The sequence below is a fragment of the bacterium genome, from assembly GCA_040755755.1.
Classification (GTDB): Bacteria; SZUA-182; SZUA-182; order DTGQ01; family DTGQ01; genus DTGQ01.
In genome coordinates this window covers 65,511-91,713 of sequence record JBFLZW010000018.1, presented here as the reverse complement: position 1 = coordinate 91,713, position 26,203 = coordinate 65,511, and the positions used below count along the sequence as shown (strand labels likewise).

At 49.6% G+C, this 26,203-nt stretch carries 23 protein-coding genes; 15 read left to right on the top strand and 8 right to left on the bottom strand.

What is annotated here, in order from left to right; translation table 11 throughout:
- Positions 1–105 precede the first annotated feature (105 nt).
- The 9 genes from AB1611_06545 to AB1611_06505 all read left to right on the top strand — a co-directional run bounded on the left by AB1611_06545 (position 106) and on the right by AB1611_06505 (position 12,581).
- Complete coding sequence (locus AB1611_06545; GenBank protein ID MEW6379249.1) at positions 106–1,281, top strand: hypothetical protein; 1,176 nt, start codon at positions 106–108, stop codon at positions 1,279–1,281.
- Positions 1,282–1,462: 181 nt separating this feature from the next.
- A complete protein-coding gene (locus tag AB1611_06540; protein MEW6379248.1) occupies positions 1,463–1,609 on the top strand; it encodes a hypothetical protein in 147 nt (48 codons plus the stop codon).
- A gap of 303 nt (positions 1,610–1,912) precedes the next feature.
- The gene (locus AB1611_06535; protein MEW6379247.1) at positions 1,913–2,809 is read left to right on the top strand and encodes a formate dehydrogenase accessory protein FdhE; all 897 of its coding nucleotides are present in this window, start codon (positions 1,913–1,915) and stop codon (positions 2,807–2,809) included.
- 181 nt (positions 2,810–2,990) lie between these two features.
- Positions 2,991–3,593 (top strand): hypothetical protein, encoded by a 603-nt coding sequence (locus AB1611_06530; protein ID MEW6379246.1) that lies wholly within the window; start codon positions 2,991–2,993, stop codon positions 3,591–3,593.
- A 48-nt stretch (positions 3,594–3,641) separates the two neighbouring features.
- A complete protein-coding gene (locus AB1611_06525; GenBank protein MEW6379245.1) occupies positions 3,642–6,416 on the top strand; it encodes a molybdopterin-dependent oxidoreductase in 2,775 nt (924 codons plus the stop codon).
- Positions 6,417–6,430: 14 nt separating this feature from the next.
- Positions 6,431–7,168 carry a 4Fe-4S dicluster domain-containing protein gene (locus AB1611_06520; GenBank protein MEW6379244.1) on the top strand — a complete coding sequence of 246 codons (738 nt, stop codon included), beginning with the start codon at positions 6,431–6,433 and terminating at the stop codon, positions 7,166–7,168.
- Positions 7,169–7,186: 18 nt separating this feature from the next.
- Entirely contained in the window at positions 7,187–9,250 is a 2,064-nt protein-coding gene (locus AB1611_06515; GenBank protein ID MEW6379243.1) for a hypothetical protein, read from the top strand.
- Between the two features lie 88 nt (positions 9,251–9,338).
- Positions 9,339–10,931, top strand: coding sequence for a peptidyl-prolyl cis-trans isomerase (locus AB1611_06510; protein ID MEW6379242.1), 1,593 nt, complete (start codon positions 9,339–9,341; stop codon positions 10,929–10,931).
- 87 nt (positions 10,932–11,018) lie between these two features.
- Entirely contained in the window at positions 11,019–12,581 is a 1,563-nt protein-coding gene (locus AB1611_06505; protein MEW6379241.1) for a PQQ-binding-like beta-propeller repeat protein, read from the top strand.
- Between the two features lie 91 nt (positions 12,582–12,672).
- On the opposite strand, the gene AB1611_06500 is transcribed toward AB1611_06505, so the two are convergent.
- The 5 genes from AB1611_06500 to AB1611_06480 form a co-directional block, all read right to left on the bottom strand.
- Positions 12,673–14,157: a cohesin domain-containing protein gene (locus AB1611_06500; GenBank protein ID MEW6379240.1), complete on the bottom strand. Its 1,485-nt coding sequence runs from the start codon at positions 14,155–14,157 to the stop codon at positions 12,673–12,675.
- A 287-nt stretch (positions 14,158–14,444) separates the two neighbouring features.
- Positions 14,445–15,155, bottom strand: coding sequence for a hypothetical protein (locus AB1611_06495; protein ID MEW6379239.1), 711 nt, complete (start codon positions 15,153–15,155; stop codon positions 14,445–14,447).
- A gap of 17 nt (positions 15,156–15,172) precedes the next feature.
- A complete protein-coding gene (locus AB1611_06490; GenBank protein MEW6379238.1) occupies positions 15,173–17,095 on the bottom strand; it encodes an O-antigen ligase family protein in 1,923 nt (640 codons plus the stop codon).
- 92 nt (positions 17,096–17,187) lie between these two features.
- On the bottom strand, positions 17,188–17,646 hold the full coding sequence (locus tag AB1611_06485) for a prepilin-type N-terminal cleavage/methylation domain-containing protein (GenBank protein ID MEW6379237.1): 459 nt from the start codon (positions 17,644–17,646) through the stop codon (positions 17,188–17,190).
- A 435-nt stretch (positions 17,647–18,081) separates the two neighbouring features.
- On the bottom strand, positions 18,082–19,281 hold the full coding sequence (locus AB1611_06480) for an FprA family A-type flavoprotein (GenBank protein ID MEW6379236.1): 1,200 nt from the start codon (positions 19,279–19,281) through the stop codon (positions 18,082–18,084).
- A gap of 335 nt (positions 19,282–19,616) precedes the next feature.
- On the opposite strand from AB1611_06480, the gene AB1611_06475 reads away from it, so the two are divergent.
- Together AB1611_06475 and AB1611_06470 are read left to right on the top strand one after the other, a co-directional pair.
- Positions 19,617–19,805 carry a helix-turn-helix domain-containing protein gene (locus AB1611_06475; GenBank protein ID MEW6379235.1) on the top strand — a complete coding sequence of 63 codons (189 nt, stop codon included), beginning with the start codon at positions 19,617–19,619 and terminating at the stop codon, positions 19,803–19,805.
- Positions 19,802–20,101 (top strand): hypothetical protein, encoded by a 300-nt coding sequence (locus AB1611_06470; protein MEW6379234.1) that lies wholly within the window; start codon positions 19,802–19,804, stop codon positions 20,099–20,101. Before AB1611_06475 ends, AB1611_06470 begins: the two co-directional genes overlap by 4 nt.
- A 266-nt stretch (positions 20,102–20,367) precedes the next feature.
- On the opposite strand, the gene AB1611_06465 is transcribed toward AB1611_06470, so the two are convergent.
- Positions 20,368–21,357 (bottom strand): Lrp/AsnC family transcriptional regulator, encoded by a 990-nt coding sequence (locus tag AB1611_06465; GenBank protein MEW6379233.1) that lies wholly within the window; start codon positions 21,355–21,357, stop codon positions 20,368–20,370.
- Positions 21,358–21,853: 496 nt separating this feature from the next.
- Between AB1611_06465 and AB1611_06460 the strand changes: the two genes are divergently transcribed.
- A complete protein-coding gene (locus AB1611_06460; GenBank protein MEW6379232.1) occupies positions 21,854–22,789 on the top strand; it encodes a DUF4382 domain-containing protein in 936 nt (311 codons plus the stop codon).
- 93 nt (positions 22,790–22,882) lie between these two features.
- Here the strand turns inward: AB1611_06460 and AB1611_06455 are convergent, their stop codons facing one another.
- Together AB1611_06455 and AB1611_06450 are read right to left on the bottom strand one after the other, a co-directional pair.
- Complete coding sequence (locus tag AB1611_06455) at positions 22,883–23,611, bottom strand: hypothetical protein (GenBank protein MEW6379231.1); 729 nt, start codon at positions 23,609–23,611, stop codon at positions 22,883–22,885.
- A 788-nt stretch (positions 23,612–24,399) separates the two neighbouring features.
- Positions 24,400–24,567, bottom strand: coding sequence for a hypothetical protein (locus AB1611_06450; protein MEW6379230.1), 168 nt, complete (start codon positions 24,565–24,567; stop codon positions 24,400–24,402).
- A 131-nt stretch (positions 24,568–24,698) separates the two neighbouring features.
- Between AB1611_06450 and AB1611_06445 the strand changes: the two genes are divergently transcribed.
- From AB1611_06445 to AB1611_06435, 3 genes are all read left to right on the top strand, one after another.
- Positions 24,699–24,944 carry an antitoxin family protein gene (locus AB1611_06445; GenBank protein ID MEW6379229.1) on the top strand — a complete coding sequence of 82 codons (246 nt, stop codon included), beginning with the start codon at positions 24,699–24,701 and terminating at the stop codon, positions 24,942–24,944.
- Positions 24,941–25,222 carry a hypothetical protein gene (locus tag AB1611_06440; GenBank protein ID MEW6379228.1) on the top strand — a complete coding sequence of 94 codons (282 nt, stop codon included), beginning with the start codon at positions 24,941–24,943 and terminating at the stop codon, positions 25,220–25,222. Before AB1611_06445 ends, AB1611_06440 begins: the two co-directional genes overlap by 4 nt.
- Positions 25,223–25,815: 593 nt before the next feature.
- A complete protein-coding gene (locus AB1611_06435) occupies positions 25,816–26,199 on the top strand; it encodes a DUF5132 domain-containing protein (protein MEW6379227.1) in 384 nt (127 codons plus the stop codon).
- Positions 26,200–26,203 lie beyond the last annotated feature (4 nt).

Genomic DNA, 26,203 nt, shown 5'->3' with positions numbered 1-26,203 from the left:
AAACATCTAATATTTTTCTCTCAATAAGGGCATGTAATATGCTCTTGAATAAGAGAAGAAAATACGCCGGGCACTGTGATGGTTCCCGGTGAGGAGAGTGTGGGTATGAGATGTCAAGTCATGAAGATGTCGATGGAGGCAGCAGAAGCACCGGGCCTTAGCCTGTTACGCAGACTGAAACCGCTTATGGCCCGGGAGAGAAGCCTGGTAAGCTCTGGAGTAATCATCATGCTTCTTGTTTTCGGCACTCCTGGACTGGGAGAGGCCATTAATACAAATTATAGCTGTCCCTTCTATCCTGTCATGGGTTATGGAGCTCAGAATACCGGTATTTCTGATCCTCCCTCCGAGGAGCTTACGGAAAGCGGCTGCCGGGGCTGTCATGGCAGCAGTCTGGCTGAGCGGCATCATACCACTCCCCTGGTGGTCCAGGAACATCGGTGCAGTGCCTGCCATGCAATAGTCCCAGGGGTCGGCCTGGCGGTGACAAGAGACTGTACAACCAGCGGCTGCCACCACAAACAGGAAAACCGCTTATCCTCCCTGACCATAAATCCGGACAGCGGGCCATCCGGCACCTGGATCAAGATATCGCTCGACGATCCTGAGATCGGCGGCAGCTTTGGCAGCAGCCAGACACAAATTTTTGACGATGGCTATCATGGTGTATGCCGCATCGTGGATTTTATTTCCTCACAAGGCACCTTCACGGCCCTTGCCTATCGGAACTGGAGCCCTTCGAGTTTTGAGGTCAAATTCTCCAGTGTCTTCAAAGACAGTGCTGATTCTGCCACCGGCATACGGGATTATGTCCAGGACAGCGGGAATGAGCCAACAATAACCGGAAGCCTGGCATCAGGTCAGTGGGCAGTGTCGATAAAATCCATCCATTTTGGAGATAGTGATCACAACACGGTGCTCAGCAGCGGGGATATTATTTATCAGGTAGATTGCAGTGATTCTCTGCTTTTTACGCTGAGCGCAAGACCGGTCATCTATTCTATCATCCCAACCGCGATGAAAAACAATAACCTGGTCAGAGTCAGCGGCACCGGGTTCAACCCCCTCCAGGGCAGCAGCCGGATTCGTATCGGCTCAGCGGATGAGGCACAAAGCACCGCTCTGGGCCTGGGCGAGCCACAGGATGCTGTGCTGAGCTGGAGCAGCACCGCGGTCAAGATCAGGGTGAATGTGCCTCCTGACTGGTCAGGTAAGGTCAAATACCTGTGGATGGAAAAGGGGAGGGAAAAGAGTAACTGCCAGAGGGTCAAGATTCGGTAAAAAACTCCTGGAATCACGCCAAGCATTGAGGAAAGTTGCAAAATGCAACTATAAAATAAACAATAAATTCTTTACTTAATTAAAAATTTGCAGGAGTGAGATTAATTTATTTCGTTTGAAAACATATTTTCATTGCGCATATCATTGGCTTGCATTGACCCCATGAAGGTATGAATTATGCTTGCAGAATAAGGCAGCAGTGCCACGCTCGTTCAGCAGGATATGCTATGCTATTCTGTTCCGGTTTTCTCAAAGGCCGGTGGAATCATACAACCTCCTGACTACCCCCCAGCAGGACATTCTCTTCAGCCCTGGCAGGAATCTTTGATTCAGTTTTCTTGACATTGCGGGCAAGCATAAGACAGGTAAGCATAAGACAGGTATAAGAAATATGAATAAGAGACATAAAGCCCATGACATCTTTTCATCTGCTGGAAGCTGAAAGCTCAAGCAATCAGAGAGATATTCAAGGTCGGTATCGTGGTACCTGTTTTGAACAGAAAGATATGACGCAATCCCTGAATGAATCCAGGGAGAGACTCCGGGAAATGAGGGATAATCCCCCAAAACATATGAGGAAAGAGGTAAATCTATGAATAATAATTCTGAACCACAACAATGGCGTAACGACTTGGAGCGTTTAAGAGCTCTGGAGTATATTCCGAAGACTCACATCGATTTCTTTGAATATATCTTCCAGGCCCACTATCAGGCCAAAGATCGCCTGGCTGCGGATAAGATTTACCCCCCGATGAGTCAGGACAGAGTGCAGGAAATACTTACCCAGGGGATGCCCCTCATTAACTTTAACCAGATGAATATCAGGGCAGAACCTCTCAGAGACCATTTCATGGAACTGAGCACTATTCTCAAGAAATGTGCAGAGTCAGACTCCGCCCGGATGGAATCGTTTATCGTATCTGAGAGTTGTAACCATCTGGACCTGAAAGAGTTAATCCATAAGACGATTTTCCGTGATCCCGATTATCTTCTGCACGTCTGCGGCCAGGCGGACATAGATGCCAATACCCTGGAATTTATAGCTCTTACCCTGGCCAGGCCCCTCTTTGAGCTGGCAGCCGGTGATATGAAAGACTTCCTGGCCGAGTATCCCTGGTGGCGGAATTACTGTCCAGCCTGCGGAGGCATTCCCTTTATGACCAGGATCCGGCGAGAGGATGGAATGCGGATCCTGCGCTGTTCCCTCTGCGCTGTGGAGTGGAAATTTGACAGAGTAAAATGCCCCTTCTGCAACAATGAAGACCAAAAGAGCCTGAAGTTTTTCTTCTATCATGAGTCAAGCCCTTACCGGCTCTACGTTTGTGATTGCTGTAAACGGTATATCAAGTGCGTTGATGAAAGGCGGATGGATCAGACCAGAACGGTTAACCTGGCCATGGAGGATATAGCCACCCTGTTCTTTGACGTCCTGGCGCGGGAGAAAGGCTACCTGCCTCCATCCCTGTCAATGGATATCAGTGGCCGGGAACTGACCCCGTGCCCGGAAAAACATAATCCTTTGAATTAGATCCAACAGGCGGCAAGTAAGCATGAGAAAAGCCAAAGGATCGTAAGGAGGTGGTTCATCGTATCTTACTTAAAGCGTGATTTCAGTCTGTATGGGGTGCATTAGAGATTGAGAGGTTCTGAGGTAAGAGGTTCTCGGAGAGAAAAGGAGTAGTGTAATGAATGTAACGAGGAGAAGTTTCTTGAAATTTTCCGGGGGAGCGACAGCTTTCCTGCTTTCAAGCTCTCTGCTCAACTGGATAAAGATCCCCCAGGCACTGGCAGACATGGGATTGAAAACGGGAGTTGAAACCACCTCCATCTGCTGCTTCTGCGGTTGCGGCTGCGGGATAATTGTTACCGCAAGTGGTGGTGCGGTGATCAATGTTGAAGGTGATCCGACCCACCCGATAAACGAGGGAGCACTGTGCAGCAAGGGTGTAGCTACGAGGCAGATTTCCACCCAGATCGTGAGCGAGGAAGAATTGAATACCGATTTCGCCATCGGGGCGCGGATTGATGCCTGGCCTGCGGATAAACGGCTGGCCAGAGTCCTGCACCGGGCTCCCGGCGATGACAAGTGGACGGTCATGAGCTGGGAGGATGCTCTTCCCCTGATCGGTCAAAAGATTGCCGAAACCCGTGCGGCTACCTGGGAAACGACAGCCAACGGCATGACAGTAAACCGCACCAGAGCCATCGCCGGTATGGGCGGGGCAGCTCACGACAGTGAGGAATGCCACCTGCTGCGCAAATTCTTCACCGGACTTGGCCTGGTGTACGTAGAACATCAGGCCCGCCTCTGACACTCCTCGACAGTATCGGCTCTGGGAGAGTCGTTCGGTCGAGGGGCCATGACCAATACATGGAATGATATCGGCACCAGTGACGTTATTCTCGTTATCGGTGGAAATCCCGCGGAAAATCATCCTATGGCTTTTAGACACATCACCAATGCTCTGGAAAACAAATATGGAAACACCGGGCCTGACGGTAACGGAGCAAAGCTGATTGTTGTTGATCCGCGTTTTACCAGAACCGCCTCGAAGGCGTCGATCTGGAACGGCAAACAGATGTACTGCAAGATGAGATCCGGAACGGACATCGTCTTTGTCAATGGGATGATCAATTATGTTATCCAGAATAAGAAGTATGATCAGCCTTATGTGCTGAATTACAGCAATGCCGGCTTCCTGATCAATGAAAACTTCAGGGGACCGGCTGAAACGGGAGATGGCAGATTCTCGGGTTTTATTCCGGATGCAAGCCAGCCTGTTCCGGCTCTTGGCCAGATCGGGAAATATGACAAGTCATCCTGGGATTATGCCAAGTTTGTGTCTACCCATGCCACCAAGGCTTTCCTGGCCCCGAACATTGCCACTGATTTCTGGGATGGATCGGGAAACTGCACCTGCGGCACCTCATGCGGATTCAGTAAGGATACCCTGAGCCTTGATCCTGAGAGTCCATCCTACCTTGGCAAGTTCAGGCAGCACCTTCTGGATACGGGTATTCTCAACGCCGCCGATATGGGGCCAAATGTGGCCAATCAAAGGACCGTCTGGGAGCATGTGCTTCTCCACTATGCCCGCTATGACAAGAACACGGTCATCAACCTCACCGGTGCGGATTCAACGGTCTACGACGATATCTGCGAGCTGTTTTCCATTACCGGAGAACAGGGCAAGGCAGGTACTATCCTGTATGCCATGGGAACAACTCAGCACACCGTCGGCACCCAGAACATCCGTGCTTATTCTACCTTGCAGATTCTCCTGGGGAACATGGGAAAGTCAGGAGGCGGAATCAATGCCCAACGGGGTGAATCCAATGTCCAGGGGTCAACGGATTTTGCCCTGCTGTTCCACATCCTCCCTGGATATCTTGGCCAGCCTGACGGCACCATCCCCGGTGATGCCTGGTTTGACCGCACTGATCCCGGCATCGGCGAGCCGGGACATCCATTGCAGTTGCCAAGTTATGTCAAGCGGAATACGCCTTTCAAGGTGCACCAGAATGAGCTGAACTGGTGGAGTAACTTCAAGAAGTACATTGTCAGTCTCATGAAGTGCTACTGGTGGAATGCCCTACCTCCAACGAATGATCCGGTACAACTACGCGATCAGCTTCAAGCGGTCTATGACTGGATACCCAAGATACCCGGCAACTGCTCTCATATGCAGCTCTTTGAGGATATGCTGGCCGGCACGATCAAGGGATTGCTTGCTTTTGGTACAAATCCTGCCGTAGGCGGACCAAATTCGGTCAAAGAGAGGGAGGCTCTGCGAAATCTCGACTGGCTGGTAATCTCTGAGATATGGGAGAATGAGACAGCGGCTTTCTGGCAGTACAGCACAACGGGACAGCCGCTCACCAGTGCGGAAATGGCTGCCATCAATACCGAGGTATTCCTGCTGCCTGCTGCCGCTCATATGGAGAAAGAAGGATTTGTGGTCAACAGCTCTCGATGGGCACAGACCAGATACAAGGCTGTTGAGCCGCCTGGTGATGCCGAGCATGAGATCCTGATGATTAACAAGATCTTTGATGCCTGCAAAGCCGCCGGGGCTAATGACTATGGAATGACCCATCTGACCATGGGCTCTGCCTGGTATGGAGGAACGGCTGATCCTCCGATCCACATCCTCGACCTTGAAATCAATGGATTAATGAGCGATGGGGTAACACCGGTGCCCAAATTTGCCGACTTGAAAGATGATTGTACCACCTCATCCGGCTGCTGGGTCTATTGCGGCATGTATCCAAGCATCGGTAATAATCTGTCCAGGAGAAGGAACAACACCCAGGCACCGGGCATGGCTCCTGTTTATTCCCAGTGGGCCTGGGCCTGGCCGGTTAACCGGAGGATTATCTATAACGGTGCTTCCCTTGTCCCCTGCGGATTTGGCGGAGTCACGGAGACACCAGCAGATTCAAGCCATAAGGTTATCTGGTGGAATGGAACCGCATGGACAGGCGATGTCATGGATGGTGTGGCCAATCCTCACGGATATGCCGGTCACACCGAGCGAAGTCCGTTTATCATGAGAAACGAAGGACACGCACGGCTGCATGGCATGGGAATGGCTGAAGGTCCCTATCCGGAGCATTACGAACCTCTCGATACGCCACTTGCGGGCAGAGGCCAGAATCCTGTTCCCTATGGAGCGGGGCATGCTCAACTGATCAATCCCTGCATTAAAATCTATGAGCCGGACAAGATCGGCACGCCGAATAACTACCCGATCATCGGCACCACCTACCGGGTCAGCGAGCACTGGCAGGCGGGAGCAGCCACGAGGCATCTCCCCTGGCTGTGCGAGCTTGTGCCTGACGTAGTTGTGGAAATGAGCATGGATCTGGCCAGGAGTAAGGGTATCAATAACGGCGACTGGGTGAAGATTACCACCATGCGGGGCTACATGAAAGCCCGCGCTCTGGTAACCAACCGGTTTAAGACCTTCAGAATATTCGGTGAAACCCGCCATGAGATCGGGGTATGGTGGCATTGGGGTTACAAAGGCATCAAAACAGGCCACAGCGCCAACAGGCTGACCCCTCATGTGGGTGATGCCAATACCCGGATTCCGGAATATAAGGCTTTCCTCTGCAAGATCGAGAAGGTATAAGGAGGTGATCTGAGATGGGAGATAAAGCAATTTTAATCGACACGACCAAGTGTACCGCATGCCGGGGCTGCCAGGTAGCCTGCAAGAACTGGAACGATCTTCCGGCAGAGAACACCTCCTTTTTCGGAGGGCCTGGTTACCAGAACCCGAAGGATCTCTCCAGCATTACCTTCACGCTGCTGAAGTTTTTCTGGAGCGGCAAAAAAGGGGCGGATGTGGATGCATACGGCAACTGGCAATTCCTGAAATACGGCTGTATGCATTGCATAAATCCTCGATGCAAGCTGGTTTGCGATACAATCCACAGGGCAATCTATAAAGATGCTGACGGATTTGTTCAGATTAACCAGGGTATCTGCCAGCCAGCCAACTGTAATGCCTGCATGGCAGGATGCCCATTCGGCGTTCCCAAGTCGGATGGCCAGTCTGTCCGCAAATGCAATGCCTGCATCAGCAGGCGGGGCTACACCTATCCGGGTACCATCAAAGATCCTGCCTCGAGCTGGCTGACCGGCCCTGATCTGGCACCAGCCTGCGTATCGACCTGTCCTTCAGGGGCACTGAAGTATGGAGACCGAAATGCGATTATAACGCTGGCCCAGGAAAGGGCAGCCGAAGCCAAGGTCAGGGAGAAATTCCCTGAAGTGAATGTCTATGGAGATACCGGCCCGTTCGGAGGGCTTCGGGTTATTTCGATTCTGACCAGAAAACCAGGTTTCTACTCTTTGCCGCTCAAGAGCGCCATGTATTAGAAAGGAGGGCAGAAGATCATGAGAAGCATCATAAAGAGTAAGTTTATTTTGAGCTTGGGACTGACAGTGCTCTTGATTTTCGGCACCTTAGGGGTCCTGCGGGCTGTCAATATGGATTACAACCGCCCCCGGCCACTCATGGACTATGTGCCTCAGGAGATCGGCATCTATGATACAACCTATGGGAACCTGATCGAAAGTGACTGCCGCAGTTGCCACGGCAACAGCCTGGCCGACAGACACCACGCCACACCCACGGTGGTCAGAGATCGCAGGTGCATCGTCTGCCACCAGGTGGACCCGGCTTCTCCCAGTGGTGTATTCATCATCAGGGACTGCACAACCGGCGGCTGCCACAGCCAGTTTGATCTCGATGCCAATGGCTGGCACCATGCTACTGACATGTCAAGCTCAGGAAACTGCGTTACCTGCCATAATCCAGGGCTGATCGAACCGATCACCCCAAGACGTGATCTCAGTCTGTATCCGCCATCAGTAGTCACTCCCACTCCATTCTCCTGCGAGAACTGTCACTGGGAACAGGTGGCCTCGGCTACCGGAAATCCTGATAATCCTGGACATCCTTCCACCTATAGTCACGTTAATGACAAGGGTGAGTTCATGGGCTTCTTCGAATATCAAAAGCCGATCGCCGGGAACTCTCAGACCCACCATATGGGCTTTTTGGGGAACGTGGCTTCTGAATGTTACCGATGCCACTCTCAAAATCCCACCAACCCCTCCTGGGATCCTTTTAATCCACAGCTTATCCGCTATTGCGAGATCTGCCACAGCATCGCTACCCTCCACAGAATCGGCCCCCATGTCCAGAATACGAATGGCTGGGAAGCAGTCGGCTTCCATGTATCAGGCAGCAGTGATCCAACGGATTACGATCCGGTTCGCTACAGGACATGGGATCTTGCAGGTCCTTATCTGCCTGAGGCAGAGCCTGGGTTTACGGCTGATCAGCAATGCTTTGGATGCCACGGAGACAATGTTCCTGCACCGCCGCCGCCACCGCCATCACCTCCGATTATCGACGATTCTGCGGCCGGTATTCAGCCGAGTCACGGCTGTTGTGGGGCGATCGTAACCTTACGGGGTGCCTACTTCGGTGAAGAACGGGAAGAAGGCTACAAAGTCCAGTTAAATACCGGGACCGAGTGGATCGATATGCCTGTCCACGCCTGGACCGATACCCTTATCGAGTTCGAGGTTCCCTGCTGGACTGTTATTGCGCCCGGAAACTATGATGTCAAGGTCGTAACTCCGTCCGGTGCCAGCAATATCAGGGTCTTCACCATAGAGAATGATTGCGATGCCTCTTCTCATCTGGATATTGATCCCGAAGAGGGACCATGCGGTACCTGGATTACCATCTCGCTGCAGGATCCTGATGTCGGCAGTTTCGGCAATAGCCGGTCTGAGATGTTTGATGATGACTATCACGGTGTATGCCGCCTGGTAGACTTTGCTTCGTCACAAGGAAGTTATACGGCCCTTGATTACCGGAACTGGAGCGAAGACAGCTTCGAGGTCAGATTCTACGATTTCTTTAAAGATAGACTGGACGATGAAGGGCAGCGTGATTTTATCCAGGGTGGCAGTGAACCTACCCTGGCCAAAGGTACGGGCATGGCTCTGGGCAAGTGGGCTGTCTACGTGAAGTTTATCTATTTTGGTGACGAGGATGCAAGCGGAACCCTGAGCGCCGGTGACACCATCTTTCAGGTGATATCCAGCGATCCACTCTATTTTGAGCTTACCAGGAGTCCTGTTATTTATCGGGTTACGCCTACCAGAATTGCCCACAATAACCTGCTCAGTATCTACGGTCTTAACTTCGGCTATCCTCAGGGAAGCGGCCGGGTGCGCATCGGCTCGCTATCGGAGGCTGAACATCCTGATCTTGGCGGGGGCACAGTACTGGGCGATATCAAGAGCTGGAGCAACACCATAATTAAGGTAAGGGTGGCCTCACCTCCTGAGTGGGCAGGCCAGTATAAGTATGTCTGGGTCGAAAAAGACAGGTTCAAGAGTAACTATCAGAGGATCAAGATACTGATACCTTTACCGTAACGTAAGATGTAAACAGGAGAGAGGGGAGGGGCTGTTGTAGTATCCCCTCCTCTCTTCCTTTTCAAAGGGGGATGGGGGGTATTTTCCGATGAGAATATCCATGAAGACGTTGTCAACGAAGTCATTATCGGCACAAGGAGCGCTTGTGGTCTGTGTTGTTTCACTTTTCCTGCCCTCGGTAATTGGCTGCCGCGACAGCGATAAGAGCGGAGCAGCGGTTCGCGGACGTGGTACAGGGCAGGTAGTGGCCAGGATGGGTGATCAGGAAATTACCAGGGATGAGCTGGAATCTGCTCTCAATAAGTTGCCGGAGCGCAGACGGGAAGAGTTTCGAGAGAGGGTACTGAACAATTTATTAGAAACAAAGGTGTTCGCTCAGGAAGCGCGGAAAGCGGGTCTGGAGAAGAATCGGCAGGTCAGGGAGGATATTAAGAAAATGACCGATGAAACCCTGGCCCGGTTTTTCGTCAAAAAACATGTCGATAAACAGGCCGAGCCTTCAGAGGAGGAATTGAAGAAATATTATCAGGAAAACAAGGATAAGTTTGTTATCCCTCAAAGTGTGCTGATTCAGCACCTGGTAACCCAGAGCATGCAGCGGGCACAGGGTCTTCTCAGGGCATTGAATCAGGGGGCTTCCTTTGAGGACCTGGCCAGGCAGAAATCCATCTGCCGATGCTGGAAACAGGGTGGAAAACATGAATGGCTGATGAAGGGCAGAATGGAGCCGGAACTTGAAAAGGCAGCCTTTTCCCTGAAGGCCGGAAAGCTCAGCGGTATTATTAAAACCGGGAAGAAGTACCAGATCATTAAAGTACTGGATACCAGGGACCAGAAAGAAATACCTTTTGAAGAAGCTAAAAACAGCATACGCTCCGGGCTCTTCCGGCAAAAGAAAAACAAACTTGTCCAGGACTTTTACCAGAAGGCGAAGGTAACTTTTTACCCCCCCGGCGAGCATCTTCTGGCTACAATAGGCGAGGAGAACATATCCGAGGAAATTCTGACCCCGATCATGAGCAAGGTTTCGGAGAATGAAAAAGCCGGGCTGAGGGAGAAATGGGCTCATTATCTGGTAGAGACCAGAGTCTTCTCACGGGAGGCAGGAAAGGCAGACCTTGAGCGTGATCCGGAGGTAGCGGCCGAGATACAGAGAAAAACAGATCACATTCTGGCAAGTGCCTTTCAGAAAAGCTCTATTATCGATAAGGTAAAAATCAGCGACCAGGATGTCGACAGCTTCTATCAGTCTCACCTCGAAGAGTTTACCATACCGCTCAAGCTGCGGGTTAAATCAATTGTGGTCAAGACGCAGGCAGAGGCTGAGACTGTGCTGAAAGAGCTCAAGGAAGGTGCTTCTTTCGGTGCTCTGGCTCTGAAAAAATCCATTCACCCTTCAGCTTCAAAAGCGGGGGAAATTGGCTGGTTTGGTAAAGGAGAAAAAGACCCTGACCTGGAAAAAGCAGCTTTGGCACTGAAGACCGGGGAAATCAGCGGAGTGATTAAAACAAAGGCAGGCTACGAAATTATCCAACTGGTAGACAAAAAGGGTGGTGATGTCAGGCCATTCGATATGGTAAAACAAGCTATCAAGATGAAACTGACAATGCGGCGGATTGAAGAGGAAAAGCAACGTTACGGTAAAATAACCATTGTGGAATCGTCCACTTCAGGGACGTAGAGCTCATCCCAAAACTCTTGCCAGCGTGCAGCCTGCTCAATACTTATTATGGGGGGAGTTTTGAGATAGCACAGAGGGGAGTTCATTATGAAGACAAAATCAAAAAACTTATCGGTTGCCCGAGTATTACGGCTGACAGTTTTCTTTTCGATGCTCATCACCTGCATGGTACTCTTGCCAGGTTGCGGAGGAGAAGACGGGGGAGGGGGGAGCGGTACAGGAACACCCGGTAATGATGGAGGCGGGGGAAATCCGGTTCAGGGTTACCCGACAGTCACTATTGATACTCCCTCAAACAATCAGGTTATCGAGAAGGGAACCCCGGTAACTTTCAGGGGGACTGCTTTGGACCCCGAAGATGGAATTTTACCGGAAAATTCACTTGTCTGGAGATCATCACGAGATGGGCAGATTGGAACAGGGTCTTCACTGAATGGAAAAATTTTATCAGCCGGAAAACATACCATAACGTTAACTGCAACTGACAGCAGCGGAAATGTCAAAACGGCAAGTCTTGAAATTATTATCGATGATCCTTCCATAGAGCCTCCCGGTTCCTGGGCGAAAATTTTCAATAAATTGGGTGACGATGTGGCTCGATCCATCCAGCAGACTGATGACGGCGGATACATTGTCGCCGGTTATACTGCCGCAGATGATACGTACTGTTATATTTTAAAGCTTGACAGTGCTGGCAGCCTGGTTTGGGACAGGACTTTTCCAGATAGTGGTAATGGCGAGGCTTATTCCATTCAGCAAACCTCTGATGGCGGATATATTATGGGTGGGTACATTGTTGCTGAGGATGGCAGCAATGACTTTTATGTGCTAAAGCTCGATGGCGACGGCGATCTTGAATGGGAAGAAACGTATGGCAACATGAATAATGAAGTTGCCAAATCTGTCCAGCAGACCACTGATGGCGGTTATATTGCTGCCGGATATACTGAATATACTGAAGGTGATGAGGGAAGCGATATCTATGTGGTAAGGCTGCAGAGTGACGGATCTTTAATCTGGGATGAAGTTTTCGATAACGGGGGCTATGAAGATGCCTGCTCTATCCAGGAAACCGCTGATAATGGATATATTATCGCCGGATCAACTGATAGCGAAGGAGATCTGCATGGTTACCTGGTGAAAATCGACCAGGACGGTTTTGAGGACTGGTCGAAAATCTTGCCGGGAAATGGCTATACGGAAATCTTATCCATCCGGCGGACCACTGATAGAGGATATATAGCTGCCGGATATAGTTCAGGGGTGGATAATTTTAATTTTGACAGCTACGTGGTGAAGCTCGATGAAAACGGCAATGAGGATTGGCATAAGACCTTCGGAAGAGCGCAGGGTGATGAAGAAGCTGCCTCTGTCCAGGAGATACAGGGTGGTGGATATATCATTGCCGGATATACGAAATCTCTTGGAACAGGAGGCCGTGACTTCTATATCATCAAGCTTGATGCCGGTGGCATGCTGGTCTGGGATCAGACCTTTGGGAGCACTGAGGATGAAGAGGCCAGATCCATTTATCAGATCTCCGATGGAGGGTATATCGTTGCCGGCACCAGGACTATCGGCGGAGATGGTGATTTTTACCTCATAAAGCTTGAGAGCAATGGGACGCTCTCCACGACGGACAATCAGTAAGTGTGATCAGCTATTTGTTGTGCAAGTTCCCCCCTACCCCCTATTCCTGTCTGATAGGGGGTAGGTTTTTTTGAGTTTCCGGTTTCCTGTATCAACGCAATAAATAAAGATGCCCATTGTGGAGGGACCACCCTGCCAGATCATCAGCCAGGCTTCCGAGATGCAAAGTGGAAGTGGTGGATGGGCAATTATTGACACTGAAGGCCAATGTCAGAATCGTGCCGTTTGCTGCCGGAACAATGCCGGTGCCGCTGCTGTTGATTCCCGCAACCCTGAGTCTGCCTGCTCCCGCCTGATTGACATAAAATAAATCATACGCTTGAGTTAAATCGCCTCGGGAGAATCCCTTATAGGTAAGGATGCTCTCATCGAAACCTATCTCAAACCCCAGAGCATCGGCCTTATTGAGGACATTATTTACTGATACCGAAAAGATCACATCCTGGCCGGGACCCTGGCAGGGTTGATCATCAATCGATATTATGCCGCCCCGATCCTGTGCGGGAGGAGTATCCACAGGCTGGGCATTCACCGGCTCATTCGAAAAACCGCCTCCCGACACCTCGGCAGGAGCATTGCCTTGAACCTGCTGAGGAAGGAAGACTGCCATAGTGTTCTGGACTGCTTTGTCTCCAGCTTTATCGACCTTCTCCGGGGACTGGACCGTAAAGAACGATGCATGGCTGGTCTGTGCTGTGGCGGCATTGCCTTCAGAATGCACGGCAGGAGCACCGGCATCTCCTCCGGGAGAAGCGCCGGTTTGCTCTGATTGGTCCACCTCTGCTTCTGTCCGGTCGCTATCCACGGCTGTATTTTCGTCTCCGGCAGGAGAGGAGAGGTTATCCCTTTCTTCAGAGGAATCTGCAGATTCAAAAGTCTGATCATCCCAGGCCTCCTCCCCGACAGTCTCCGCACCAGCGGGCTCCTGCTCGAGAGCTTCGGGCGTCTGGATATTCTCTCCCTCTTCAGTTTCATCACTGCCTTCCTCAGTACTCAATTGTCCGGATTGCACGGTCCAGCCTCCTACATCATCAGTCAGATGATCCAGCTTCAGTGTGGTGGATTCACACTCCCTGACGGCAAAGGTAAATTCCGCTACCGCTCCGCTCGATCCCCTGGCAATTTCGCCCTGAGCAATTACTCCGCCAACCCGCAGAGTGTCACCCTCTTTCTGGCCAACGTCAAACATATCGAATCCCTGGGTAAGATCTCCTCTGGCAAATCCCCTGTATTCCAGGATATTCTGATCAAAAACAATATCAAATCCCAAAGCGCTTACGGCATTTGGAGCATTGTGCATCAAAACCGTGAAAGTCACCTCATCACCCGCTGCCGCGCAGGTCTGCTCACTCATAAGCAGGCCGCTGATATCGGCTTCCAGTCCGCCTGCTTCGGCTGGGACCCGATCTACGCCCTCTCTAGGGGGGCGGGGCACATCTTGATCCTTACCGCTTATCTCCGGCAGGCCCTTGTCCTGGTAAGTTCTTGCTGCACAACCCGGGAACAGGAAAGCTGAACTAAAAATAGCACAAACCATAAAAAGTGGAATGAAATTTATCCAGTGTTTCTTCTTCATAGCATTACGACCTCCTTGACTAACAGAGTAAAATGGTAACTATGCCTATGCCTTGACCCGCCCCTTTGTGTTAATGATATTGCCCTCTGGGGGAAAGGGATACTGTGAAGGGAATACTGCATAAGGATTTCCAGCGGGTTATCCGACAGAGGCTCCTCGGCGAAGGGTTAGATGAACAGGCCAGCCAATGAAATATTACTGGAAAATTGATTTCCACGCAAGAAAATAGTAAACAGGGAAATCCCCGCCTCTGGAGTTGCGGCAGCAGGCGGGGTCATCAGCAGGGATCAGCTTTTATTTTTCAGGATACCCTCAAGACTTTGAGGGAGTTTTCCCTTTTGCAGATCGGTGATCTTTTGGGCAATATTTTCTTTCAGCCAGGGATCTTCGGTATTTTGGTATATCTGATCGAGAAAGTTGATAGCTGTTTCCTTGCTTCCTGCATAGGCATAAAGGCTGGCAGCCAGTTTCGGCAGATAAGGGGGATGGTCAGGCAGGGAGGCAGCCCTGGAAATGTAACGGGCTGCGGTCTTGGGATCCTTCAGGTAGAAAAAGTAGTTGAATCCCAGATAAAAGGGCAGCCGCCAGTAATCAGGATGGTTCTGAATCCCTTTCCTGAGCAGTGAGTTGCTTTGATCGATATCTCCTTTTTCGAGGGTGAGAATGATGCCGCCAAACTCATAGGGAAGCCGGAAATAAGGATCCAGGGTAGTGGTTAAATCGAGAATATGGTACAGCCACTGATAGTTCTTGTCCGTTAAGTAATGATCGCCAAAGTAAATGATCACCTTGAGCCAGAGAATGTCCGCAGCCATTTGATCAAATCCCAGCATCAGCGGTTTCAGGTACTTCCCCGAGGGAAGGTAGAGCAGAGATTCAGGATTATTCGAGGGAGAGATGGTTTCAATCTTCTTCTGGACCTGATAGACAAGAAGAACAGCTCCAATGAGCATCATGAAGAATATAACTTTTAAACCTGCTGACGAATTCTTTTGCATGGAACCCTCCTCCACTTTCATATCGCTTCCTTGGCCGGGGAGTCAATATCAAGGCAGGAATAATCAAAATCAATCAGCTCTGCTTCATATTCGGAAGTTACTTTATCTTCGAGATGCTGCTTGCGGATTTCCCTGATTTTTTCATATTCTCTGGAAGCCCCGGCCGTATCTCCCAGTTTTTTCCTGATCAAAGCCAACTGGTAGTGTCCTCTCAGATAGTTCGGCTCAAGTCTGACAGCCTCGGCCATATACTGAAGAGCTTTATCGAACTTGCCATCGAGGTATTCTACTGAAGACAGACGGCTGTGGAGGCGATAATCATAGGGGGCCAGCTCGATAGCCTTGAGCAATTCCTCACGTGCATACCGCAGGTAGCTGGGATCCTTGAAAACGGACCAGTAGAGATTATAGTAGCCGTCGCCCAGGCTGCGGGGAAACTGGTAGTCGTTCGGATTGAGTGAGGCTGCTATCTCTGCCTGATGAATGCCTTTGAACAGCCAGATAATATTGCGGGATTCCCCGTACTTGGCAAAGTAGGCACCGCCCAGTGAGTTATGGTATGAGGCGCATAATGAATCCACGAGGAGCGCTTTTTTGAGGAAAAAGATATTTTCCGTCACTTGCCGGTTGAGATCAACTTTCTGAAAAAAATAATAGCCGAGAAACGGCCTGATGCTGGCAATGGCATATCCGAGGAGTATGAGGGCGATAGGAACCCTGTATACCTGCCGGTTGATAAAGCAGAGGCTCTTTTCCGGCGGCCGCTCATCAAGTGTCCGGAAAAGAGCGGCCAGGGCAGTCAGGAGCAGTGCATTGGCCGGAACATGGAGACCAAAATCAACGAGAGCATGGAGCAGAATAGCCATAATCCCGGCCAGTAGTAAAACCTGGTTTCTTTTGTTTTCCGGACTCAGGAACCGCTGGATCCGGATTTGGGCTGCGGCATCAGAGAAAAACCAGGCGATTGCAGCCAGAACCAGGAACAGGCTCAACAGACCCATCTCTGCACCTAACTGTAGATATTCGTTATGTGCATATTCGGCCACTCTGGCGTAGCGGGCCCAGGCCCTCTCGACCGGGAAACTGTAGGCTGTGGATATATACCGGTACTGGCCCAGTCCGACTCCGGTTTTCCAGTGATCCCGGATTATGGCCAGGGCGCTTTTCCAGATCGAGATACGGGTATAGGCATAGATGTCGTTTTTTCCTGCTGTCAGGACTCTGTCTCTCAACGGGTTTGGTAATGCGGCAAGAGCTGTTACCAGCAGGAGAAAACCGATGATGATCTTCTTTTTCCGGAAGAAGCAGAGCAGAAACAGGCTGATGATGAGCAGGACAAGGGCTGCTCCCCGTGACCCGCTGAGCAGGATACCGGTCAGGATAACAGCATTGACCACATACCAGAGCGGATTTTTCCGGTGAAACAAAAATTCTCCCAGGGAAAGAGGCAGGATAGCTACCAAAAACCCGGCATAGAAGTTGGCATTCAGGAAAGTCCCTGCAACCCGCTCCATTCCCAGGAGCTTATACTGGAAGAGCCCGATTCCTCCCTGCAAACAGGCTGACAGAATCAGGACGATAGCCGGACCGCGGATGGTGGAGCGGCTGAAGTTAAACAGCAGCAGATAATAGGTGGCCAGGCAGCCCAGTATCAGCAGCAGACATCGAAGCGCATCATGCTTGCAGGGTGCAAGAGTGAAGGAAATAAAGAGCATGACGAGAAAGAGGAACAAAAACACATCGAACCGTGAAGCATTGATCCTTGGCTGCCGGGACCAGTTGGCCAGCCAGAAAACCAGAAAGGCGGCCGTGATCAAAAGCTCGATGATCATGGTCGGCAGGCGGGATGAGCCTCCATAGCCGAAAGGTGCCAGGGCCAGCAGGAGGAGAAGCAGATATCGCGGCAGATTATATCGATCGACTTGAACCAGAAAGAACATAAGGAACCTTGATAATGAATAAAAACCACCTGCCGGGATTTCCCGGCAGGTGGTTTTTGGATGATCGGACTTCGATTATGGTCACAAGGTGTTTAGTATATCTCTGCCGCGCTATCCCGGCTGACATCACCGTCGTTGGTGATCGAGTATGTCGAGTTGGGGGCAGTACCATCGAGGTTTCCATAGGCCTTGGCTGTGAAGGCCGAGGCGCTGGCCGCAGTTACTTCATAGCTGTAGTATACTTTGCCGGAAGGAGCAAAGCCGATGGCCGAAAACGCGGTAGCCGAGCTTGTCCATGTTGCCGAGGTTGTGCCGGGAACAGAGGTTGGATACTGGGCGATAGTGCCGTAATAGGTCTCCTGTTCAGCCTTGTAAGCCTCTTCGCAGGTTCGGATCGATCCGAGATTGGCCTTGGCTTCCGAGGTCTTTGCTTTCAGCCGGAAAGTCATGAAGTTGGGGATGGCGATAGCTGACAGAATACCGATGATGGCCACAACGATCATGAGCTCGATCAGGGTAAAACCTTGTTGGTTCTTCAGATTCCTTACCATGGTGGTGCCTCCTTTCAAGAGGTTGCAAAGTTAGAGTGAAAGAGAAACACAAAGATCAAGCACTCTCTTTTTCCGCAATCACGTTTCCCACGGGAACCTCAAGCTCCACAACAACCTTCTCTCGTCCTCTTCCTTTGGATATCCCCCCTTCTGATCAGGTGATTTCCCGTTGCTGTTTACGGCTTTATAGAAGAGCAAGAGTAATGCCACCTCTGTACTTTTATCTAAAATATTTTATTTTTCAGCAGGTTATGACCTGATCGGGATGATGGGCTCTGCATACCGGGCAGATAAGATCAACAATTTTTGTCAAGTGGGGGGAGAGACAGGATGGGCGGGATACTGGGAATCATACTTGCTCAGTCTTTAAGATCATGCTGATAGCCGAAATTGACAAAAAAGGGAAGAATGTTTGACAAAAATTGTCAATCATTGTCAATCCAGGGACGATACATACTGCACCAGATTTTTCCCTAACTGGTAACAATGCCGAAGGTCTTCTTCGGTGGGGGAGCACTTGGCTTCCACCACTGGCTCAATCAGTTTCCAGCCCATTTTTTCGCTGAATTCGTGAAGGGGCTTCAACGCTCCGCCACTCCAGCCATAGGTACCGACAATGCCCATGATCCGGTTTTTCAATCCCTTACGCTCCAGCATAGTGATCAAATGGGCCATCGGTGGAAAGAGATGGGCATCGTAGGCAGGAGTTGCAAAGATAACGGCCTGGTATTTCCAGGCATCCTGAATAAGGTATGAAAGATGAACACGGGAAATATCGTGGATACGGATACTTCCACATTTTTCTGAATACAGCCCTCTGGCCACTGCCTCCATCATCTTTCTGGTATTACCATACATGGAGCCATAGATGATGACCACACCGCGCTCGGCTCCGTAACTGCTCCACTGGCTGTAGCGGCTGATAATCTCCCGGGGATTGCTTCGCCAGACCGGGCCATGAGTAGAGGCAATCAGGCGAATTTCAAGTCCCCGGAGTTTCTCGATCGCCCTCTGGACAGAGGAGCTGTATTTTCCAATGACATTGGAAAAGTAACGTAAGATCTCATCTTCGTAATAGGGGAGGTCTACTTCATCATCGAAAAGTCCTGCTTCCATAGCCCCAAAGCCGCCAAAAGCGTCACCGGAAAAAAGGACTTTCCCGTCCGTCTCATAGGTCATCATGGTTTCGGGCCAGTGGACCATAGGGGTAAGGAGAAATTTGAGGCGGCATTTACCTAACGATAGTTCCTCTCCATCGTGAACAATCTGAATATTCTCGGTTAATCCATAGAACTCTTTTAAGAATCCGGCTGTTTTCGTGTTGCCGATAATCCGTATCTGAGGCCAAATGGATCGCAGAATGGAAACCGCACCGCTGTGGTCAGGTTCCATGTGATTGATAATCAGGTAATCCACCTGGCCATAATTCCGGGTCAAATGTTTGATTTTCTCTACGTACTGGTCAACCGTATCGCTTTTGACCGTATCAATCAGGGCTACCTTTTGATCAGCCAGAAAGTAGGCATTGTACGAGATGCCGTGCGGCAGGGGCCAGATCGATTCGAAGAGGTCTGTAGTCCGGTCATTGCTGCCTATCCAGAAAAGATTCTCACGAATGGGAATCAGGGAATCCATCCTTTTTTCTCCTCTTGGGTTGTACCGATAACCAGGTATCTTATCGGAGATAATGAGGGAAATGCATGATCAAGAATAACCATTCAGGTTGATGGACTATAGGCATTTAGACTGTAGGAAAAGACAACGCTTCCCGACTGCAAAAATGGTTTTTAGCTTAACAGCCTACAGCCTAATACTACAACGAGACTTTCAAAATGTCATTCCCGCGAAAGTGGGAATCTCTGTGCTATTTAATATTTTTCCCGCATGGTTAATTATTTGCTTGACGTGGTATAGTTTATCTTGGTATATTTAAGACAATCATATCACACATAATTAGAACGAGGGAAACAATGGAACAAGAAATATTAACAACAGAAGAGGCTTTAAAATACTTTCGGATAACCAAAGTTACCTTACTTCGGCTTATTCATGAAGGCAAAATCAGAGCATTTAAAGTCGGTAGGGCTTACCGATTCAAAAAGACAGAATTGGAAGAAGATTTAAGGGTAAATGAGAATCTAAAGGTGGCCACAAGATGAGCACAAGTACACAGGTACTGGAGCTATTCAATATTTTCTCAAAGACTTACACCAAAGAAGAGGCTCAGGTCATAGTAAAAGATATCGAGGAAATAATCGATGCTCGGAAACAAGACCTTGCTACCAAAGGTGATATCCTGGAATTGAAAAAGGAAATCAAAGAGGTTGAGCTGAAGCTGACCAAAGAGATAGAACAGGTAAAATCCAGCACGATTAAATGGGTAGTCGGCTGGATGGTCGGTCTTTTAATGGCTCAAACAGGAGCTATTCTTACCATGTTTGCGCTGTTTAAGTAGTCGGTCCCGGAAGGTGCGCTATCACCATTCCAGGACCTGGCCGCACATGGTTTTACGGTCCCTCCATGCGCGGTTGAATATATCTTACCACAAAGGGACCCTCCAAGAGGAGGGAATTTCTATGGACTATCCTTACAAATGTTCCTGGCAGTAAAATCCCTGACATTATCGCTTACCTGACCACAGCAGAGCTTTCAGAGCTAATGAATATCAAAGATGCCAGGGAGGGCCTTTTGACCGCGCAGCATTATCTTGACATTGTCAAGTTAGTTACCAGCGAACAGCTTCAGCCGTGTTTTTTTAAACTCCCTGACTGTAGGTAAAATTTTATAATCCAGGGGTTCAAGCAGCCGATGGAGTTTATCGACGGCCTGCTGAGCTTCCTCCTCGCTCCGGGCATGGATCATGGTAAAAAGGGGATATTTCCAGTCAGCGGCCAAAGCCCTTCGGTAGCAGTGGCTTACCAGGGGATTCTGAGCTGCCCGCTCTCCGGCCTCGTCGATTTTTTTTTCCTGCACCTGCCAGGCAACCATCCAGTTTACGGTGAAGCCTGCATGGTGATGCCGGAGAATGGCAGCAATTCTGCGGATAATGCCCTGTTCCTTCCATTGCCTGATCTTTTCAATCAGGTATCTCTCATCACCGCTTCCCCATTGTCCGGCCAGAACCTGGTAAGGTGCAGGGACAAGAGGCCAGTCCTCCTGGAGAATCCGGATCAGGGCCTTTTCCTCGTCGGTAATTGAATATATCCGGCCGCCTTGCGTCGCGCCCGGCGCTCTTCCTTCCTGCCCTTCTTCAGCCACGGGCAGGACCAGGCTGATCTTGTACGTTTTCACTACCGGCAGGTTTATCCACTTTCTTGCTCCACTGGCCTGAGCCAGTCTCTCAAGATGGGCTTCAAGGTTCTCCTGCGGCGGAACGGCCAGGGTAAACCAGAGGTTGTACTCATAGTCCCGCTGATAGTTATGGGATACTCCCGGATGCCTGCTGATGATACCGGCTGCTTCGGTTATGTGGTCAGGAGTGAGGCTGAAGGCGGCCAGAGTGCTCTGGTATCCCAGGGCATGGGTGGAGAATATGGCCCCAAGCCAGCGAATCAGCCCTTGCTCTTTCCATGTTCTGAGGAGTTCGAGGACCCTGGCCTCTTCCATCTGAGACTCACGGCCCAGATGATCGAAAGGCCGGGGGACAACAGGCACTCCTGCCTGCACAAGCTGCAACAGTCTTCGTTCTTCTGGAGATAGCGTGATGGTCATGCTCTATCTGCTCCTTTTATCCTTCTCTATTTTTATCCTATAATTATTTTTTTGTATTCCTTCAGGTCATTGGGGTATATAATACTCCAAATCTCGGCGGGTAGCCATGAGATTTTTGAGCCGGTATTGTGGATCGTGGTCATTTTCCGCGAGGATAATTTCGTCTTTAATTGCAAATCCGTAACCAGGGGAAGACAATCCTGTCATCTCCGATCCTAATTTTGAATTTTTTCCCTAGGCTTCAGGTCTTTTCAAACCCGCTGCCCTGTTCGGGAATGCCGTCAGAAGTTGATCTTACATTCGCTGCAAGTTCTGCTGGAGCCTGATGAATGGGCAAGGAATAATTTATGCACAATGCAATATGCTGATGATGGAGCCTTTTTGTACAGGATAGAGTCCACTCTCTTTATTTCACCCTGTCTCGCGTCGCTGTACAGGTTGGATCGATCCTGAAAACCAGGAAGCAGCGGCGGAATAAGAAGGAAAGGAGAACATCATGAAGAGCAGCAGATTCATGCGGGTGATACTACTGGCAACCTTATTGATTGTGGCTCTGGCCGGATGTGGCGGTGACGATAGCGGCAATGAAGATACAGGCTCATCACAGAGCTCTCAGGGTTTCTTAAACCTCAGCATCACCGATGCTCCAATAGATGAAGTGGATTCGGTCATTGTACAGTTTACCGGGGTGGAGATACAGCCTGAAACCGGTGATCGGCTGGAGTTCGAATTTGAAGAGCCCAGACAGATAGACCTTCTTGACCTCCAGTCTGGAGTCAGTGACTTCCTCCTGGCCCAGAAACCTTTGCCCGCCGGTCGCTATAGTTGGATACGGCTCAAAGTGGAGACTGGTCCCGGTAGTCTCGATTCATATGTTAAACTCGCAGACGATTCAATATATCCCCTGGTGATTCCCAGTGGAAACCAGAGCGGCCTCAAACTGAACAGAGGATTCATAGTCCCTGCCGGAGCTACAGCATCTTTCACCATTGATTTTGATTTACGCAAGTCAGTGCACAAACCCTCTCCAGAATCAAGCGATGAATACCGGCTCAGGCCGACCCTGCGTCTTGTTGATAATGTCGAAGCAGGCAGCATTGCCGGAACCGTTGACCCTGACCTCATCTCTCATGCGGAGGGCTCTGTCTGTGCAGTTTACCTGTTTGAGGGCCGGGATGCAGTTCCTGCTGACATTAACATCAATGGATCAGAAACCGGGCCTCTTACTACAGCCTCCATTAAACTGGATCCCCTGAGCGGTGAATACACCTTCAGGGCTGCATTTCTTAATGCTGGCGACTATACCCTGGCTTTTACCTGCCAGGCCGGGGACGATGATCCTGAGACAGATGACCACATCATTTTCGGTGAAACCGCCAATGTGGCTGTTCTGGCCGGTGCGGAAACCATCTGTGATTTCCTCCTTCCATAGCTGCTGCTGATCAATTGACAGGCGGGGTTTGAAAGCCCCGCCTGAAAATTTTTTCGTTCATCTCCAAGACCGCATCGCTCTGTCCTGAGCTTATTATTTGATCAGGGCCATGAGGGGCGATGACCGCCCGTATTCCCCGGCTAAAGGTGTTGTTGTCTGTTTGTTGGGATCAGCCTCTTCCATTTCCGGGCCGGGCAGCTTTACACTCCCTACATAATTGCAGATCCTCGCCCGCTCGGTGTCATCCATTCGATAATGATCTACCCATGCCCTGCCGATGGCATAGCTCGATGCGCTCGACACGCTGAGTAAGCTGGTGGCATACTGGCCGTAATCAGGAGCGAGGATATTGATCCGGTATATATACGGTCCCATCAGTTCGGACCACAACTTTTGGGGAACACCGTCAGCTTTCAGTCTGGCAGCCAGATCAGCAGTCTCGCTGCTGACACCGAGATTGTAGGCAGAGACAGACAGGGTAGCCCGATGCCCCTGATTGTCGCAGGCACAGGTGCCGTACTGGGGGGAAAGTTTAATGTTCTGCCGAGAGTCAAAGGATGCATAAATGACTATGTCAGGTCTATCGGGTTTGTCCCAGGGATTATCCGTGTGCACCATGAATTGATTGCCGAGCCTGAAAACGGGACTTAAGTTATACCATTTCTCATGTGACTCGCCGCTGCTTCCGAAGCCCATTTGAATACTGGATTTATCACACAAGCTGCAAATATTATCATCAGCCTGACCGGGCAAGGCTATCAACACCATAAAACCAAAAGTCAGTAAACTTATCTTGAACCAGCTTCCTTTTCGCGTAATCATGACTATCCCACCTTTTCGACGTTCAAATTATTGTGATCTTCCTAACCGCATGCTCTTGGGGCTGCTCTCCGAAAGGCGCAGGGTATCAGAGGGAAACAGGCCATACAAACTGAGTGGATATCGGGCAACTCAGGGGATTCCGGCGGACTCCTGAGAATTTTCAGGGGAATGACCATGATCCGGTAAAAATAGCCCCCTGTCGGGAAGATACCCCTGCCCACCATATGAATCTCTCGTTCCCTGCCCTCACAAGCAGCATGCCGATACCTGGCAAAATATCAATAAATAGGACAATAAATCAGATACTTATAACTACAATCCACCATCATTGATGAGCAACTTCCATGCCCTTGGTAAAAAATCCCCGGTTTGTCGGGGAAAGGCTGATCTCAAGATGTTATTTTCATAAGCTTTAGCATCATTTGTAAAGAGTTGGCTATACCAGGGCAGCAGATGAGGCTGTTAGAAAAGGACCATAGAAAGAACGAGATTGCAGAGAAGACTTCTCAAGGGAAAGAGCGAAAGTCAGTATCCAGTCCTCTCTTGTGAACAATTTATGGTTATCATATGACCTATGGACGGATACTGAGATTATATGGATGCCGTCTATAACTTACTAAAAAACAAATAGATATAACCCTTTATTTTCCGCCAGCGTAATTCCAGCGTAAGTCTGGTGGTAAAGTCATCGAAGGGCATTCGGAGGGGAGTAGTGAATATCAAGTTGAGATCCTGGGACCCGGTTTTAAAGAAAATGTTTTATGATCGCGAAATCCAAAATCTCCAATTTAACGACACAAAAAGCTCTGGCTGTGCTTTGGAGCTTTGAGGATGCTGGGCAGGGGACGAAGTGACGAAGTGATAAGGCCGGTTTTCAGACCCGCCTGGCAACCTGATAATAAGAACACAAAGAGAAACGTGACCATGATGGCTATCGGGACATTGAGTTTTTCCATAGAGTTATAACCTCGCATCTTGTTGCTCTGTAACTGATTCTGAATATTGGTTCTGAATAATTGACATTCTCATAAGGTCATGTTACTTTTATTTACGGATTCATTACAAATAGTGAAAAGAGGAGATTTTTATGTCTAAATCCTTAAAAGTCATTTATGAAGATGGTGTTTTTAAGCCACTTCAGAAGGTGGATTTCAAAGAACATCAAAAGTTGGAATTAATAGTCAAGAAAACCATCCAAGATACATCCTCTCATGGTGCTCCTTCTACCAAACCGGAATCGCCCTTACGTTTGATAGGATTATTCGAAAGCGATGTTGACGACCTTTCTGTCAATCATGATGACTACCTTTACAACCAGCCCGAAGAGATATGAAAGTTTTTATTGATACCGGAGCTTTTTGCGCCATCGCTGATAAAAAAGACCAATGGCATCAAAAAGCGAGTAATGTCCTGAAATTCTTGGTCAATGATGAGGCTATCTTTTATAGTTCCAATTTTGTCCTCTCTGAAACATATACTCTGATACGTTTCAGAGTGAGTTATGCCAGTGCTGTCAAGTTCATGGATGAATTCGAACTTTCTCGTGTTAAGCTTCTTCGGGTACCCCAGGATATTGAAGAACGGGCAAAGGAAATATTTAAGCAGTATTAAGGATAAAACCTTTAGCTTTGTCGATTGTACAAGTTTTGCGATGATCGATTCCCATGATATTAACTTTGCCTTTACTCTTGATTCCCACTTCTCTCAATATCACTTTAAGAACCATGTAACTATAGTGCCTGAAAAATAATTGCCAGTCACCAGACAAGCTCCGAGAATAGGAGCGCGCATAGCAGACCCATTTCCAGCAGAAAAAATACCACTCTTTCCAGGAGGAAAGTCAATCTACCCTTTTACTATGGCCCGCAGGGTTACCCCTCTAATACCAGGGCGTTCTAGACCCCAACGACCGCATGAGGCTAGATTATGAAAATGTGTCCGGTAGTGAGTACTATATTGAGCAATATGGATAAATATCATTAAATTTTGACTTGACTTTTGGTATTGATTCTGCTATTGTAACACCGATATTTTTCCTTAACTGACGAGGTTATCGTGCCGATCTTTGATAGAAAGGCAGATGCATCATATTTTTTCAGGGAAGTTGCAGCTACTGACCATGAGCCACGTAATTTTCAGCCCGCAACTCATCAACAGCAACCTAATTATAACCAGGCAATCTGGCCTCAAGGAGGGTGCTTCGTATGGCAGTGTTCAAGGACATTTCCAAAGGATGGATTCCGGGTATTTTGGTCGGCGTGGGTGCTGCACTGGCTGCACCTGTTATTCTGCCCGTGCTGGGAACCGCGCTTCGGCCACTGGCCAAATCGGTGATTAAAACAGGTCTTGTCCTCGGTGACAAAGTCAAGGAAGCAACTGCTGAAGTCAGGGAGCAGTTCAGCGATCTTGTAGCCGAGATCAAGGCAGAGGCAGCCTCAGCTACAGCTCCGGCAACTGTGGCTGGTCAAACGGCTGCAGCAGGTGCTGCCGCCGCAGCTATTGCCGGTCAAGCAGGTACTTCAGAAGCTGCTCCGTCGGGAGTGGCTGGGCAGGCATACCTGGCAGGAATATCAGAGCAACAGAAGTAGGAGC

Bases quoted from the DNA above. Each gene is read 5' to 3' on its own strand.
- AB1611_06435 (MEW6379227.1), top strand. From the start codon at position 25,816: ATGGCAGTGTTCAAGGACATTTCCAAAGGATGGATTCCGGGTATTTTG.
- AB1611_06490 (MEW6379238.1), bottom strand. From the start codon at position 17,095: ATGTTCTTTCTGGTTCAAGTCGATCGATATAATCTGCCGCGATATCTG.
- AB1611_06465 (MEW6379233.1), bottom strand. From the start codon at position 21,357: ATGACCATCACGCTATCTCCAGAAGAACGAAGACTGTTGCAGCTTGTG.
- AB1611_06505 (MEW6379241.1), top strand. From the start codon at position 11,019: ATGAAGACAAAATCAAAAAACTTATCGGTTGCCCGAGTATTACGGCTG.
- AB1611_06525 (MEW6379245.1), top strand. From the start codon at position 3,642: ATGACCAATACATGGAATGATATCGGCACCAGTGACGTTATTCTCGTT.
- AB1611_06460 (MEW6379232.1), top strand. From the start codon at position 21,854: ATGAAGAGCAGCAGATTCATGCGGGTGATACTACTGGCAACCTTATTG.
- AB1611_06495 (MEW6379239.1), bottom strand. From the start codon at position 15,155: ATGCAAAAGAATTCGTCAGCAGGTTTAAAAGTTATATTCTTCATGATG.
- AB1611_06520 (MEW6379244.1), top strand. From the start codon at position 6,431: ATGGGAGATAAAGCAATTTTAATCGACACGACCAAGTGTACCGCATGC.
- AB1611_06450 (MEW6379230.1), bottom strand. From the start codon at position 24,567: ATGGAAAAACTCAATGTCCCGATAGCCATCATGGTCACGTTTCTCTTT.
- AB1611_06440 (MEW6379228.1), top strand. From the start codon at position 24,941: ATGAAAGTTTTTATTGATACCGGAGCTTTTTGCGCCATCGCTGATAAA.
- AB1611_06485 (MEW6379237.1), bottom strand. From the start codon at position 17,646: ATGGTAAGGAATCTGAAGAACCAACAAGGTTTTACCCTGATCGAGCTC.
- AB1611_06545 (MEW6379249.1), top strand. From the start codon at position 106: ATGAGATGTCAAGTCATGAAGATGTCGATGGAGGCAGCAGAAGCACCG.
- AB1611_06475 (MEW6379235.1), top strand. From the start codon at position 19,617: ATGGAACAAGAAATATTAACAACAGAAGAGGCTTTAAAATACTTTCGG.
- AB1611_06500 (MEW6379240.1), bottom strand. From the start codon at position 14,157: ATGAAGAAGAAACACTGGATAAATTTCATTCCACTTTTTATGGTTTGT.
- AB1611_06515 (MEW6379243.1), top strand. From the start codon at position 7,187: ATGAGAAGCATCATAAAGAGTAAGTTTATTTTGAGCTTGGGACTGACA.
- AB1611_06480 (MEW6379236.1), bottom strand. From the start codon at position 19,281: ATGGATTCCCTGATTCCCATTCGTGAGAATCTTTTCTGGATAGGCAGC.
- AB1611_06455 (MEW6379231.1), bottom strand. From the start codon at position 23,611: ATGATTACGCGAAAAGGAAGCTGGTTCAAGATAAGTTTACTGACTTTT.
- AB1611_06470 (MEW6379234.1), top strand. From the start codon at position 19,802: ATGAGCACAAGTACACAGGTACTGGAGCTATTCAATATTTTCTCAAAG.
- AB1611_06445 (MEW6379229.1), top strand. From the start codon at position 24,699: ATGTCTAAATCCTTAAAAGTCATTTATGAAGATGGTGTTTTTAAGCCA.
- AB1611_06510 (MEW6379242.1), top strand. From the start codon at position 9,339: ATGAGAATATCCATGAAGACGTTGTCAACGAAGTCATTATCGGCACAA.